This is a genomic window from Pseudolactococcus piscium, assembly GCF_002441695.1.
Classification (GTDB): Bacteria; Bacillota; Bacilli; order Lactobacillales; family Streptococcaceae; genus Pseudolactococcus; species Pseudolactococcus piscium.
This window is the reverse complement of record NZ_JXJW01000006.1, coordinates 57,894-73,075: the sequence shown is the minus strand read 5'-3', so window position 1 is coordinate 73,075 and position 15,182 is coordinate 57,894. Positions and strand designations below refer to the sequence as shown.

At 40.1% G+C, this 15,182-nt stretch carries 13 protein-coding genes and 1 pseudogene; 3 read left to right on the top strand and 11 right to left on the bottom strand.

The window, feature by feature from the left end; all coding sequences use genetic code 11:
* Positions 1–2: 2 nt before the first annotated feature.
* The 7 genes from aspS to yfmF form a co-directional block, all read right to left on the bottom strand.
* Entirely contained in the window at positions 3–1,745 is a 1,743-nt protein-coding gene (gene aspS, locus RU86_RS04240; protein WP_096814210.1) for an aspartate--tRNA ligase, read from the bottom strand.
* Between the two features lie 55 nt (positions 1,746–1,800).
* Positions 1,801–2,031, bottom strand: a complete 231-nt coding sequence (locus tag RU86_RS04235; protein WP_096814209.1) for a hypothetical protein — start codon at positions 2,029–2,031, stop codon at positions 1,801–1,803.
* Positions 2,024–3,313, bottom strand: coding sequence for a histidine--tRNA ligase (gene hisS, locus RU86_RS04230; protein WP_096814208.1), 1,290 nt, complete (start codon positions 3,311–3,313; stop codon positions 2,024–2,026). The genes RU86_RS04235 and hisS overlap by 8 nt, the downstream gene beginning before the upstream one ends.
* A gap of 241 nt (positions 3,314–3,554) precedes the next feature.
* Positions 3,555–4,100 carry a CDP-diacylglycerol--glycerol-3-phosphate 3-phosphatidyltransferase gene (gene pgsA, locus RU86_RS04225; RefSeq protein ID WP_096814207.1) on the bottom strand — a complete coding sequence of 182 codons (546 nt, stop codon included), beginning with the start codon at positions 4,098–4,100 and terminating at the stop codon, positions 3,555–3,557.
* A gap of 7 nt (positions 4,101–4,107) precedes the next feature.
* Positions 4,108–4,977 (bottom strand): helix-turn-helix domain-containing protein, encoded by an 870-nt coding sequence (locus tag RU86_RS04220; protein ID WP_096814206.1) that lies wholly within the window; start codon positions 4,975–4,977, stop codon positions 4,108–4,110.
* An 84-nt stretch (positions 4,978–5,061) separates the two neighbouring features.
* Positions 5,062–6,348 (bottom strand): EF-P 5-aminopentanol modification-associated protein YfmH, encoded by a 1,287-nt coding sequence (yfmH, locus tag RU86_RS04215; protein WP_096814235.1) that lies wholly within the window; start codon positions 6,346–6,348, stop codon positions 5,062–5,064.
* Positions 6,338–7,600, bottom strand: coding sequence for an EF-P 5-aminopentanol modification-associated protein YfmF (yfmF, locus tag RU86_RS04210; RefSeq protein WP_096814205.1), 1,263 nt, complete (start codon positions 7,598–7,600; stop codon positions 6,338–6,340). Before yfmF ends, yfmH begins: the two co-directional genes overlap by 11 nt.
* 214 nt (positions 7,601–7,814) lie before the next feature.
* Here yfmF and yaaA point away from each other — a divergent pair, with 214 nt between their 5' ends.
* Complete coding sequence (yaaA, locus tag RU86_RS04205; protein WP_096814204.1) at positions 7,815–8,213, top strand: S4 domain-containing protein YaaA; 399 nt, start codon at positions 7,815–7,817, stop codon at positions 8,211–8,213.
* Positions 8,214–8,219: 6 nt separating this feature from the next.
* The gene (gene recF / locus RU86_RS04200) at positions 8,220–9,296 is read left to right on the top strand and encodes a DNA replication/repair protein RecF (protein WP_096814203.1); all 1,077 of its coding nucleotides are present in this window, start codon (positions 8,220–8,222) and stop codon (positions 9,294–9,296) included.
* A 48-nt stretch (positions 9,297–9,344) separates the two neighbouring features.
* On the opposite strand, the pseudogene arcC reads toward recF, so the two are convergent.
* From arcC to ptcA, 4 genes and pseudogenes are all read right to left on the bottom strand, one after another.
* Positions 9,345–10,283 (bottom strand): annotated as a pseudogene (gene arcC, locus RU86_RS04195) (carbamate kinase).
* A gap of 9 nt (positions 10,284–10,292) precedes the next feature.
* Entirely contained in the window at positions 10,293–11,390 is a 1,098-nt protein-coding gene (aguA, locus tag RU86_RS04190; RefSeq protein WP_096814202.1) for an agmatine deiminase, read from the bottom strand.
* Positions 11,391–11,412: 22 nt separating this feature from the next.
* A complete protein-coding gene (locus RU86_RS04185) occupies positions 11,413–12,780 on the bottom strand; it encodes an APC family permease (protein WP_096814201.1) in 1,368 nt (455 codons plus the stop codon).
* A gap of 84 nt (positions 12,781–12,864) precedes the next feature.
* A complete protein-coding gene (ptcA, locus tag RU86_RS04180) occupies positions 12,865–13,887 on the bottom strand; it encodes a putrescine carbamoyltransferase (RefSeq protein WP_096814200.1) in 1,023 nt (340 codons plus the stop codon).
* A 255-nt stretch (positions 13,888–14,142) separates the two neighbouring features.
* Here ptcA and RU86_RS04175 point away from each other — a divergent pair, with 255 nt between their 5' ends.
* Positions 14,143–15,159, top strand: a complete 1,017-nt coding sequence (locus tag RU86_RS04175) for a response regulator transcription factor (protein WP_096814199.1) — start codon at positions 14,143–14,145, stop codon at positions 15,157–15,159.
* Positions 15,160–15,182: the final 23 nt, after the last annotated feature.

Genomic DNA, 15,182 nt, shown 5'->3' with positions numbered 1-15,182 from the left:
AATTATTTTCCAATTTTTAGGTTAAGTTCAGAAAGTTGCTGAGACGAAACGAGACTAGGTGCTTGCGTCATCGGATCAGTTGCTTTGTTATTTTTAGGGAATGCAATCACTTCTCGGATATTTTCCTTGCCAGCTAATAACATGACGAATCGGTCAAGACCAAGTGCGAGACCACCATGTGGTGGAAAACCGTAGTCCATCGCTTCTAGTAAGAAGCCAAACTGTTCATTCGCTGCTTCTTGACTAAAGCCTAGTGCCTTTAGCATACGCTCTTGAAGTGCTTTTTGATTAATCCGGAGACTACCACCGCCTAGTTCATAGCCATTTAAGACGATATCATAGGCAACTGCACGGACTTTTGATAGGTCTCCCTCAAGCTCATGCGCACTTTCTTGTGTTGGTAGGGTAAAAGGATGATGGGCGCTGGTATAACGCGCCTCTTCTTCGCTCCATTCAAACATCGGCCAATCAATCACCCAAAGAAAGTTGAATTTAGCGTCATCGATTAAGTCCTGATCTTTTGCGATACGACTACGTAAGGCACCTAATGTGGCATTAGCAACAGCTAACTCATCAGCGACAAAAAGGACTAAATCATTATCTGTTAAGGCTAATTGGTGTGATAAATCTGCACTAATTTCTGGTAAGAATTTGGCAATTGGTCCTGAAAAGGCGTTGTCAGCAAACTTAACCCATGCAAGCCCTTTTGCACCAAATTGCTTAGCGAATTCTGTTAGGTTATCGATATCTTTTCGAGAATAACGATCAGCTACATTTTTTGCAACGATAGCTTTAACGACTGCTGCTTCTGTGAACACTTTAAAATCAGCTTGTTTAGCGGTATCTGTGACATCTAGAAGATGCATGGCAAAGCGCGTATCTGGTTTATCAGACCCATATTGGTTCATGGCATCATCGTAAGACAACCTTGGAAATGGTAAGGTAACGTCTATATCTTTTGTTACTTTCATAACTTTTGCGATCAAGCCTTCAGTCATCTCTTGAATCTCATGTTCATCTAAGAAAGACGTCTCTAAATCGACTTGTGTAAACTCAGGCTGACGGTCGCCACGCAAATCCTCATCTCGGAAACATTTAACGATTTGGTAATATCTGTCAAAACCAGCATTCATCAATAATTGTTTGGTAATTTGTGGCGACTGAGGCAAGGCATAAAAATGCCCATCTGAAATACGACTAGGTACCAAGTAATCACGTGCACCTTCAGGTGTTGATTTTGTAAGCATCGGTGTCTCAACATCGATAAAATCAAGATCATCTAGGTAATGGCGAATTGATTTAGTCACCTGATGACGTAATTTGAAGTTGGTTAACATCTCAGGACGTCTTAAGTCGAGATAGCGATAACGCATCCGCGTCTCATCACTTGCTTCTAACCCATCTTTTATTTCAAACGGCGTTGTTTTGGCAGCATTTAGAATCGACAGGCTAGTTACTTCCAGTTCAACTTGACCAGTTGCTAATTTATCATTAGCCTGTGTTCTAGCATTAACAGCACCCGTCACTTCGATTACAAATTCACCGCGTAAGCCTTCTGCCATCGTCAATACGTCTTTTGAAACCAGCTCAGGATTCACGACCAACTGCATGATCCCTTCACGGTCCCGCAAATCAATGAATATCAACCCACCCAAATCTCGACGACGTGATACCCAACCTTTAAGTGTAACGGTTTGACCGATATGTTCCGTGCGGACTGCGCCCGCATATAATGTACGTTTCATAATTTTTATTCCTTTTTACCAATCAGTATCAGTCAGTCTGATGACTTAATCACCACTATCTGGTTACAAATGTTGCCACCAGTAATAAAATAAGTGTTACAATCACAACAAGCCGTGCAACCTTATCTTTAGAGATTGCCTTGTCTCGATTGAACAAGACAACCAATATGCCATAGAAGATGAAAAATGCGCTACTTGCACTCGGCATCTTTGTCACGATTTGATAGAGACTAGCTGCTATTGATAGCGCTGACAGGCCCATAAATATTTTTAGTTTATCAGACATCTTTTACCGTCAATTCTGAAAAGACAGCATCAAAATTATCTTGAATAGTAGCTAATGTTGTCACAACTTCTGTACGTGTCACATTATTTTTGACCGTAATATCACCCGACTCAACTTCTGACTCACCTAAAGTGATGATTGTTTTCGCACCAAATTCTTCTGCTGATTTAAATTGCTGCTTAATCTTACGATTCAAGACATCACGCTCTACAGCATAGCCTTGATTACGTAAAGACTGAACTAATTTGAGTGCGGCGAGATTAGCACTTGCACCTAAAACAACCACATATACGTCTAAAGTTTGCGCCACTGGCAAGGTAACCCCTTGCGCCTCTAATACCATAAGGAGACGATCCACACCTAGGCCAAAGCCAAAGCCAGGTGTATCAGGACCATCAAAATAACTCACAAGTGAGTCATAACGCCCACCGCCACAAAGTGTCAGTTCTTTTCCTTTAATATCTGTCATGAATTCAAAAATCGTGTCGTTATAATAATCTAAACCGCGGACCATGTTTTGATCCACCTGATAAGCAATCGAAAGACTATCTAACATCGCGGTCACATCAGCCAAATGGCTTTGACTAGCCTCGGATAAGAAATCTAAGATAGACGGTGCATCCTTAACAATCTCGATATCTGCTTTTTCTTTAGAGTCTAATACCCGCAAAGGATTCTCATGTAAGCGACGTTTTGAGTCTGTGGAAAGATTATCTAAATGCTGCTCTAAATACACAATCAAAGCCTCACGATAGCTATTACGCGTATCACTATCGCCTAGTGAATTAATCACTAATTTGATATTTTTCACACCCAGCTGATCAAAAAAGGCTTTGGCCATCGCAATTGTCTCAACGTCTGTCGCTGGATTTTTTGAGCCAAAATTTTCAACACCGATCTGATGAAATTCACGTAAGCGACCTGCTTGAGGCCGTTCATAACGGAACATTGGACCAGTATAGTAGACCTTAAATGGTTTTTGAACCTCTGGTGCAAACTTTTTATTTTCGACATAAGCGCGAACAACAGGCGCCGTCGCTTCAGGACGGAGCGTGATGTGACGATCACCCTTGTCATAAAAATCGTACATTTCTTTAGTTACGATATCTGTTGTATCACCAACAGAACGTGAAATGACCTCATAATGTTCAAAAATAGGTGTTCTAATTTCGCTAAAGTGATAGGCTGCAAAGACTTGTCTCATCGTCTCCTCTACAAACTGCCATTTTTCACTTTCTCCAGGTAAAATATCATTGGTGCCTTTAGGTCTTTGTAATTTCATCGTTTTGTATTTCCTTTCAACTATCCTATAAGAAAACGCCCAAGAGCGCAAAAACTATCCGCTCAAGGACGATCATATCGTGGTACCACCTTGTGTTCCTAGGAAATCCTAGCTTTTTAGCTATATAGTCGCTATCTATCGTCTGTTTGTCACATTTATGTGGCTTTTCAGCTAGGGCCACTCTCTTAGTTTTAATTATATATTAGTCAGATCTTTTTTGCAAGATTTTCCCGACAAATAATCAATCCGCATCCTTGAAAACGCTCATATTTTTTGCAAAATAATCGTATCCTGAATAGATGGTTGCCACCAGACAGATATATAAGAAAATCGTCCCAATCGTCGTGAGTCCGAGGAGCAAGAAAATGATTGATAGCATTTGTGTAAATGTTTTGATTTTACCAGGTAATGCTGCCGCCATCACGACGCCACCTTGTTCAACAAGCAGTAAGCGTAAGCCTGTCACTGCTAATTCGCGACAGACAATAACTGCAATTACCCAAGCAGGTGCTAAATCAAGCGGTACAAGCATAATAAAGGCTGCCATCACTAGCATTTTATCTGCTAAAGGATCCGCAAACTTGCCAAAATTGGATACTATATGCCACTTACGCGCCAAATAACCATCTAACCAGTCGGTAGCTGAAGCAACTGCGAATAAAACAGCGGCAACGATTTGCCACGTTTGTGAGTGGCCACCTAAAACGATGATTAACAAAAACACTGGTATAGCAAATATGCGTGCAATCGTCAGGTTATTGGGTAAGTTCTCTTTCGTAAATTTCATCTTATCTCTATTCTATTTTGATCGTTAACGTGCTTGGGCTATCAGCAGATGCCATAGCCGACAAATCAATCGGCGTGTCACCAATCTTGACTGTCAAGCCTCTTGTTTTACCTAATGTTAGTACTGTTTCATTACCGGTTACAGTTGGTGTCACCGGTGTACTGTCATTTAAAGTCACTTGACCTTCGGGTAAATCAGAATTGGTCATGCCAACCCAAACAGATGTGCCAGCTGCGACACTAAGACTCACCTTAACTGGAGTATTCATATTTTTGGTTGTCGCAACAAGTGCTTGACCAGCTCCTGCTACTTTAACCTCTGCTTTGGGTACTGCTACTGCTTTGGATGAGCTTTCAGGTGTCGACGCTTTTTCCACAGGTGCTACAGATTTACTGGAGGGTTTAGAAGCTACTGAAAAACGATATAGGCTATCCGCAATCTTATTGTCTTTGGGCTTATTTAGCAACACGACCGCTGCAATACTAAACACAATTAAGGCTGCAACCGTCCCTAGAATCGTAATGGGCAGATAATGCTGCCAATTTTTTTTACTAGTTAGTCGCTCCTCTTTCTCCATTCTCTCTGAAGGTTTAACAAAACGATAATTTTCTGAAAAATCAGTTGGTTCTCGTACTTCTATTAAGTCTCCTGTTTCGTAAGCACTGATCATTTTATCAGAATCCAGGTCTAGTCGCTCAGCATATTGCTTAATATATGCCTTGATGTAGAAGTCTCCTGGAAGCGCGTCATAATTATCCTGTTCCAATGCAACGATATATGTTTTTTGAATTTTTGTTAGATTTTCCGCTTCATTAAGCGTCATATCAAGCTTTGCACGCTTTGCACGTAGCACTTGACCAACTGTTTTTTGTGCCAAGAGAACTCCTTTCTGTCACTTATATTTATCTTGCTACTGTATTTATCTACGTCCCTTAATTGCTAATCTTATCAAGCTAATCCCTTATTCTTTAGGCATCATAGAGAAGTCCGTTGAGATCATCTCTGCTATAAAATGATCTGCATGATACTCAATTTTCTCTAGCGTTAAGTCCGACAAAATCGTTGGAAAGTCAAAGAAGGTTACGCCTTCAAAAAGATTAGATGAAAACTGATTGGCAATAAATTCTAATGAATTTAACGCTTTATAATAATCACCTAACATTTCTTTTTTGATAATCTCTAGATGTGCTAAATTGAAATCACTTTCTATTTTATAACTTTTTAGTGTTTCACGCAAAATTTTAGCAAGTTTTGTTGGATACAATGTATCAGAAGTCATACTTGCAAACTGATAGTGCGGTGTGACTTCAAAATCAAAGCCAAAAGAATCATCAATTAACCCTTGATTATAGAGCGTTTCATATTGACTACTCGTATTACCCAGGATCATCGTCAGCATGACTTGAATGGCAAGCTTATATTCGAAGCGTACCACATCATCTGATGGTAAGTTGTTGTAGCCTCTAAACCCTAAGGCAAGTTTAGGAATGGTAACATCAAAGGTAATCTCATTTGATCGTATTTGCTCTCCTGATACAAATGGTGCCCGTTCTATTTCTGAGATCGTATCAAATTTTTTGTCAGCTTGATTTTGATGGACTAAGGCTGATAGACTTGTGACATCAAATGGCCCTGTTAAAAACAGTGTCATGTTGGCTGGATGATAAAATGTGCGGTAGTTGTCATAAAGATCTTCTGCGGAAATCTCTCTAATGCTTTGTGGTGTGCCCGCAATATCTGAGGCCAAGGCAGAGTCAGGATAGAGATTTTGTAGTAAGCCAAAAAACAAGCGAAAATCAGCATCATCCTGATACATCTGAATTTCCTGTGTAATAATTCCCTGTTCCTTTTCGACTGACACTTGCGTAAAATAAGGATCCTGTACAAAGTCTAACAACAAGGCAACATTGGGATCGATATTTTCCCTGGTAGAAAAGAGATAGGACGTCCGTGTAAAGCTTGTAAAAGCATTTGAACTTGCACCTAAGTTACTGAAAAAGGTCATGGCATCCCCATCCTCTTTTTCAAACAACTTATGCTCTAGAAAATGCGCAATGCCCTCAGGGAAAGTCTTCATATTGGTCTGCCCACGTGGGACAAATGTGGTATCTAAACTACCAAAATTTGTGGTGAACAGCCCATAAGTTTTATTAAAATCAGGTTTGGGTAAATAATAGACAATGAGACCATTGGCTAATGTTTCTTTATAAAGCACTTCGCCAACTTGTGGATACCTTTTAATCTCCAAGAGCATCTCCCTCCATAAAGTAAACTGACTGCAAGCTCAATGTTGCAGCTAACTTAACCACATCCTCTTTTGTTACATCAGCTAAGCGTTGTAACCACTCTGCCTGCGCCAAATAACGATCTGGTAAAAGCGTCTTAATATAAGCCTGCTCGATCAAATTTGTAGGAGAATCTAATGCGATAAAGTAAGCATTTCTTAGCATATTTTTGGTTTGGCTGAGTTCACTGTCAGATATATCCCCCGCGATTAAGGCCGCAACCTGAGCCTTGATGAGTGTGAGGGCCTTATCATGATCAGCAGCATCTATACCCGCTGAAATTTTTAAGAAACCAGTAAAACTATCAAAACGCGAGTTTGCATAGTATGCTAAACTTTCTTTTTCTCGGACAGTGGTGAAAAGTTTTGCATGTGAAAAACCACCCAAAATACCATTCAATACTTGCATTGTAAGGTAATTCTCATCCCCAAAGGTAACAGCATGATGATAGCCTAACTGTAAAATGGACTGATTAACCGCCTCTTTCTCAGTTGCTTCTTGACAAATAGATGCACGATCTTGTTTATAGAGAATGCTTGCTAATGGCACACGATCTGAAAAAGGGAGTTTTGAGAATTGGGCAATGATTGCTTGCTCTTCTGACAGGGTTAAGTCGCCTAAAATAGAGATATCAATCGTATCAGTCTGCACCATTTTTTGATAGTACGCATAGACACTTTCTCGTGTTTCTTTAGCCAATAAGTCTACAGTCGAAATACTTGGTGTTGCCATATCCTTATCCGTAAAAAAAAGGGCTGTCAATTTTGTTGCAGCTACATAAGCTTTATCTTCACGAGTTGACGCTAAATACTGTAAGAGATTTTTCTTTTCTCGATCAAATGTCGCCTCATCAAACCCATATTCGTCTACAAGAGGCATAAATAGCGCTTGATGAATAAGCGTTATCGCCTCTGTAATCGTATCACTAGCCACAAACTTAGGATTGACAACGCTCATCCCGATTGTCAGAAAATGATTATCCCCTTTTTTGGATAGACTGGTCGCAAAACTTGCACCGTACATACCCGACAATTTCTTTTGAAACTGTTGACTTGTTGGCAGTTGTGCATTTGACGTCTCCCAAAGGTTTGAAATGAGCACGCGCTTAGCAACCGTATCTCTGGACATCTTTGTCCGAAATCGAATTAAAAACTGAACCGTTTTAAACTTCTTTTCTTTAATAATATGTAGATTAACGCCGTTTTTTATTTTCATAGTTTTCCTTTTTTATACTCTTATATTATACCAAAAATATAAGCGAGCCTGTAGCAATTGAAAATAAGATTTTCCGTTTTTTTCTGATTAACGGTTTGATTAGCATACAAATCAGATGATCTCTTTATCAATACAGTTAAACGCCAGATAACAGACCAGCTGCTTTATTTTCGGATTTTGAGTAACAAGTGCTTAATTTATGGTAAAATGAGGTATGAATACTTATACGATTTACGATGAATTTATCACCCTTGGCAAACTGCTCAAAGAAGCAGCAATTATTGAAACTGGTGGGGCTGCTAAACACTTTCTAGCGACCAATGACGTCCTCTATAATGGGGAATATGAAAATAGACGTGGCAAAAAATTATTTGATGGGGATGTTCTTGAATTCCCCGGTTTTGGCCTTAAAATTAATATTGTTGCGGCTACTGCTGAAGAAATAGCTGAACGTCAGACTGAACTTGATGAAGAAGCACGAGTTAAAGCAATTGTGAAGCAAATAAATGCCAATAACAAAAAAGCTGAAACGCGTCAGAAGACTGCTGCTAATAATAAAGAACAATACTATAAACGCAAAGTCACTAAACCAAAATTTCCAGGTGCCAAATAAACTTAAATGATCATTTCAGAGTTAACCCTCAAAAATTTCCGAAATTACAAAGCACTCCATCTCGAGTTCGACCCCAACCTGAATATCTTTGTTGGTCAAAATGCCCAAGGCAAAACAAATATTGCTGAAAGCATTTTTTTCCTTGCCTTGACACGTAGTCATAGAACGCATACAGATCGTGACTTACTGTCTTGGGATGAAAAGGAGATGCGTGTTTCTGGGCGTATCATAAAGAAAAATATGACCGTCCCTTTGGAAGTCAGTCTGACAAGTAAAGGACGGATTGCCAAGGCCAATCATCTTAAAGAAAATCGCCTAGCTGATTATATCGGCAATCTCAATGTGATTATGTTTGCACCAGAAGATCTAGCAATTATCAAAGGTGCACCGAGTATCAGAAGACGATTTATGGACATGGAAATTGGCCAAATAAGACCTGTCTACCTCTATGATCTCATGCGCTATAATAAGACACTTAAAGAGAGAAACAGCTATTTGAAATTCGATCCGGCTAAGATTGATACTGATTTTCTAGATGTCTTAGACGAGCAACTTGTTACATATGGTCATAAAGTCATCGAACATCGCAGCCGATTCGTCGAGAGTTTGATGACAATCTCTACAGTTTTACATGATAATCTCAGTCATGGCAAAGAAAAACTAGTTGTCAAATATGTACAAAATGTGAAGGCCGACTTTGCAGCAGAATTGAAACTAGCACGTCAGAAAGATCTCTTTCGACATCAAACATCAGTAGGGCCCCATCGTGATGATCTTCAGTTCATGCTCAATGACATTGATGTCTCGAATTTTGGTTCTCAGGGCCAACAACGTACAACAGCCTTATCCATCAAACTTGCTGAGATTGATCTTGTCTTCCAGGAAACAGGTGAGTACCCCGTCCTACTGTTAGATGATGTGATGAGTGAGTTGGATAATCAACGTCAATTGGACCTATTATCACTAGTTATCGGTAAAACGCAGACTTTTATCACGACAACAACGCTGGATCATTTGCAGCACTTACCTGATAAACTCACTGTCTTTCAAGTTAGTGACGGTGAAATTATAAAAGAAAATTAGCAAAAAACGGCACAGATGCTTTGAAATCTGTGCCGTTTTTGTAGGTATTTATAAGCTAATCACTGTACCACTCTCACCACTAAAAACTAATGGTGCATTTTCCAGAGAAGCGATAACTGCTTTTCGACCTGGTTTAGAACTGGCAAATTGAATCGCTGCCTCTACTTTAGGTAACATGCTCCCAGCTGCAAACTCATTTTGTGCTGCATAAGCAATTGCTTGGGCAACAGTCAGCTTATCCAAATCAACTTGATCTGCTTGTCCAAATCTTATCGACACACGGTCAACTGCTGTTAAGATGAATAAGTAGTCTGCATCAACAAGTTCTGCTAATTTAGCAGATGACATATCCTTGTCGATGACCGCAACGGCTCCTTCATAGTCACCCTCACAACGTTTGATAACAGGAATACCACCGCCACCGCAAGCAATGACGATGAATTCGTTATCAAGTAAGTTCAAAATCGACTTACTCTCAACGATATCAATTGGTTTTGGAGAGGCGACGAGCTGACGATACCCCCGTCCTGCATCTTCCTTAAAGACCATGTTTGGATTTTCATCACCCAGTTTTTCAGCTGCTTCCTGACTATAGAAACTACCAATTGGTTTCGTCGGTTATTTAAAAGCAGGGTCATCTGCTACAACTTCAACTTGGGTGATGATGGTCGCCACCTGCCAGACCATCTCTTGTTTTCTAAGTTCTCGCAAAAGTGCATTTTGCAAATGATAGCCGATGTAACCTTGGCTCATGGCCGTACATTCAGGGAGTTGCACATGAGGAATCGAGCTATCCAAATTTGCTGCCATGTTGATCGCTTTTTCAAGCATACCGACCTGTGGGCCATTCCCATGGCTAATAATGATCTCATAGCCTAGTTTGATTATCTCTACCATGGCAGGGGCAGCCTGATTAATCTGTGCCAGTTGCTCTTTGGGATTATCACCTAGGGCATTCCCACCGAGCGCGATAACAATTCTTTTCATACTGATCACCTATCTCCTGGGTTGTTGCTGTGTCACACAGTGAATGTTACCACCACCATAAACGATTTCAAGTGTGTCAACACCCACCACTTCTTTTTCTGGGAACATAGTACGTACTTGTTCAAGGGCTAGCTGATCATTTTCATCACCGTATTGGGGGACGATAACACCCCCATTTGTAATCAGGAAATTCATATAAGATGTGATACAGATATCACCATCTTCTCTAGGCATCGTCCCTTCTACACTATCAATGGCAAACTCTCCCTTGATCGTGATTGCTTTTTTAGGACAGCATAGTTTGTGTACTTTAAGCGTGCGTCCTTTTGCATCCGTCATCCCAATCAACGTTTGATAAGCTGCTTGGGCTTGGGCATAAAAAGGACTTGTCTTGTCTTGCGTATAGATACAAGCAACCTCACCTGGTGCAACAAAACAAGCGACGTCATCCACATGCCCATTTGTTTCATCCGGATCAATACCATCTTTCAACCAAAGGACTTTTTCACAGTTAAGATAGGCGCATAACTTTGCTTCGATTTCAGACTTAGACAACTCTGGATTTCTACCTTCACTTAAGAGGCACATCTCAGTCGTTAAGACAGTCCCTTGACCATCAACATGAAAAGAGCCACCCTCAAGTACGAAATTATCCGTCTTATAGGTATCAATCCCTTCAATCTCAGCAATTTTTCTTGCAACGAGTTCATCTTGATCCCACGGGAAATAAAGGCCATCGACTAGACCACCCCAGGCATTAAACTCCCAGTCATTGGCCCGAATATCACCTTTGTCATTGATAACAAAACTAGGCCCACAATCTCTAACCCAGGCATCATTATTTGACATCTCAATCACACGAATTTTCCCTGGTAGCTCTTTCCGACAATTGGCATACTGTGCTTGTGATACCACCACTGTCATTTTTGTAAATTGGCTGATTGCCTTAGCGACATTAGCAAATGATTTTTGGACTGGTTTTGCACCATCACGCCAATTATCTGGGCGCTCTGGCCAAATCATCCAAACTTGTTCCTGTGCTTCAAATTCTCCTGGCATCCTAAAGCCATCTGCTTTTGGTGTGGTGCCACTAATTCTTTTTGCCATAATACTTATCTCCTATTTCTATTTATTTGGTAATTTTTTTAACAACAATAATGAGTTCCCCTATCACGATAAAGACGATTGCGCCGATGGTGATCGGTAAAACCTGGGTCATCGTCTCAGTACTCAGATTAAAAGGCACTGCGATAAAGACGATAGAGGTGATGATCAAAATCATTGGCAATGCCACTAACAGATACAAGACCCCTTTTCCGCCACCCACTTTAAAGGGACGCTCAATATCTGGATCTATTTTTCTAAGCTTTAAGAACGCTGGAAAAATGGGCAGATAAGCAAAGAGGAACATCACCAAGTTTAAGGCAAAGAAAGCCCAGAACAAATCTTGATTTGGTAGGAATGGGGCAATCACAACAATAACCGATGCGACAATCCCATTCATAATAGCTGCACCTGTTGGCATATCATTTTTCGCACTTTTTATGGCAAATACGGCTGGCATATCACCATGTTTAGCCGCGTAACAAGCTGTATTATTGACCCCTAATGACCAAGAGGCCATGTTGCCAAATAGGGTTAATAGAAACAAAAATGCGACAAGCGTAACGACTAATCCATCCGTCTGACCCAGCATTAATTGAATACTATCAATCAGGCCACTACTGGTACTGATGTCCGCAGTTGGAATGGCAACACCGATGCCGAACGCTGAAAAGATATAGATTGCTGCAATAACCAGACCGCCTGATACAATCGCAAGCGGAATTTGTTTCTTGGGATTTTCCATATCCGGTGCAAAGGTACAGACCACTTCAAATCCTAGAAAGTTGAACAAGATAACCGAGATAAAAGATAATGATTTTAAATCAAAGCTAGGTAACAAAGACCCAAGCGTATAATCATTCGCCACACCTCTTGTTACAGCCACATAGATCCCTAATCCACCGACTAAAAGCGCCAGAAACACTTTGACAAAAGCTGCCCCATTCAATATCCATAGACTATCACTAATTGGAAAGAAGCTGATTAGCACGACCAACCAGATGAAGAGCAACTCAACCACTATGGCACCAAATGTCCCTAGTGTCTGTCCTGTCATGGTCGTGACAAGTCCAGGACAAATGACTGCAAGAGAAGCCATCCACAAAGGAAAGTTAATCCAGTAGTACCATGACGTTCTTGCGCCCATTCGGTGACCGAAAGCTTTGGTTACCCAGTCATAAATACCGCCCTCCCCTTGATAAGTTGTGCCAAGTTCTGAGGCAATTAAGCCATAGGGTAAAAGAAAGGTTAGCATCAAGAACAGCCACCAGAAATACTGTGAGTTACCGATTGCCGCAACTGGTGCAGCCGCCTCGGCAACAAATACAACACATATAACTGAGAGAATGACTGAGAATAACTTAAACTTCTTTTTTGGTTTGACATCACTCATTTGATTTCCTCCTCATAGATGCGCGTGTGACTACTTAGTTTTTAAATCATCGTTTAAACCCCAAATAGAGACGCACCAAACACGTTATAGTGCTTTTCCTAAAAATTTTTCGAGATTAGCTTTAGCATCCGCTTTATCTTGTTCGCTTATGACTACTTTTGTTTCATATTGATTAAAGAAATAAACAAGCAACCCACGCATGGCAGTCAATCTATTTTCAGCTTCGTCAAAGACAACAGAATACGCTGAATCAATCACCTCTGCCGATACCTCTTCTCCACGACTTGCCGGTAAGCAATGCATGAACTTAGCCCAAGGGTTTGCTTTTTTGACCATGCTATCACTTACTTGATATTTAGGATAGAAAATCCCCATGCGTTCTGCTTCTGACAACTCCGCATCATACAAGCCATACCAGACATCTGTATAAACAAAATCCGCATCAGCTAATCCCGCATCTTCATCCTCTGTCAGGATATATGACCCACCTGATACCTGACAAATCGCATCCAGCTTGGCTTGTTTTTCCTCGCTTAATTGATAATCCTTAGGACCAAACTGAGCAAATCGCATCCCAAATTTAGTGGTAATCAAGGCTAATGAGAAACAGACTTGTGTCGCATCTCCAACAAACACAACTTTACAATCTTCTAGTTTTTTTCCTTCAGGTAAATGTTCCATCATTGTACAAAGATCGCCCATCTCTTGCGTTGGGTGGTTATAATCAGACATCCCATTAATTACCGGTATTGTCGCATATTTTGCTAGATCAGCTACATCTGCATGACGATCTACTCGAGCCATGACAATATCGAGCAATCTCGAGAGGACTTTAGCCGTATCTTCTAAAGTCTCATGACCGCCAAGCTGAATTTGACCAGGTGCCAAATACTGGGCATGGCCACCTAACTGTGTCATTGCTGTTTCAAATGAAATCCGTGTTCTAGTAGAAGATTGCTGAAAAATCATCCCTAGCGATTTATTTTTTAGCAAGGGTGGATAGAATCCTGTTTTAATACTCTTTTTGATAGCCAATGATAGGTGTAAGATTTCCAAAAGTTCCGCTTTTGTGAATTCCTCTGTTGTAATAAAATCTTTCTTCGACATGTGTATATCCTCCGTTTAAAATTTTTTGAACACCCTTAGTATACGCTTACATTTTCTAGTTTAATATCAGCTTACCCTCAACTTTTAGGTCTATTTTGAGCTAAACTTTTCTATACCTTTAGCTATGAAACCGTTATCCCAAGCCGTTTTAGCCTTTTTGAAGCGTTTACATTATTTTGTAATCCTCTTAATTATCTGCTATACTTAAAAATAGAAGAGGCTCCTAATTTCAGTTAACGGACCTGCGGTGACCAGATGGCTATTTTACTTATCCTTTACAATATCGGACTTATCATCTTATTTACGGTAGTCGCAACGCTAGCGGCTATCACTTATTTTAAAAATAAAACACGATTATATCTCGTCATTACACTTTTATTTTTATTTTTAATTCTTAATAATATGTTGATTTATTTAACAGAACAATTGCCTTGGTTTTCTGTTAAATTTAATCAACTATTTATGACAACACCTTCTCCCAAAACGATACTCCTCGTTGCCCATACTTTCTTTCTGGTGCTGATTTTAACTGCTACCTTAAGCCGTAAGATTTCTTTTTGGCAGTATGGGCTGGTCATAAGCCATGCCTTGATATTATTACTGGTGCCTATGCTCCCAAATAATGCCTTTAAAATATGGATTTACTACTTTCCATCTGATCTTGTTAATATCATACTTGCCAGCTATGGACTAGCTACTCTAAAGCAAGTTACAGACAAGAAGAAGAGGTCGTCAAACAGTGACATCAAGACTCAAGCTGTGACGACGCAAGTATTATTAAGAAAACTCATGCTCATAACGCTTATCATGACGAGCTTAACGATAGCCGAGGATTCATATGTCATCTTTTTTCTAGATAACTATACATTCGGTAATGTCCGTATGACCAACCGGAGTATCAGCGAGGATATACTCGCGATTATCTATGCAATAACGGCAATAAGCTACTTAGCAAAAAAACTGTTATCCGTAAGTCAGTCTAAAAAATATGATCCAAATCAGCATACAGATGTCATTCCAACCCACCTCCAATTTATTGAGACTTACCATATGACCTCACGCGAATCAGAAGTTTTGCTATTACTCTTACAAAATAAAAACAACCAAGACATTAGCCGGGAACTCTACATCTCCATGGGGACGGTGAAAAGCCATATTCATAACATCTTTTCAAAACTCAACGTGACTAAACGCAACCAGGTAAAATTATTGTATGATGAATATCAGCAATCACAAAAACTTGATCCGATGACAACAGATATCCCTAAGTGAGATAAATGCCGGGATGAGCTTAT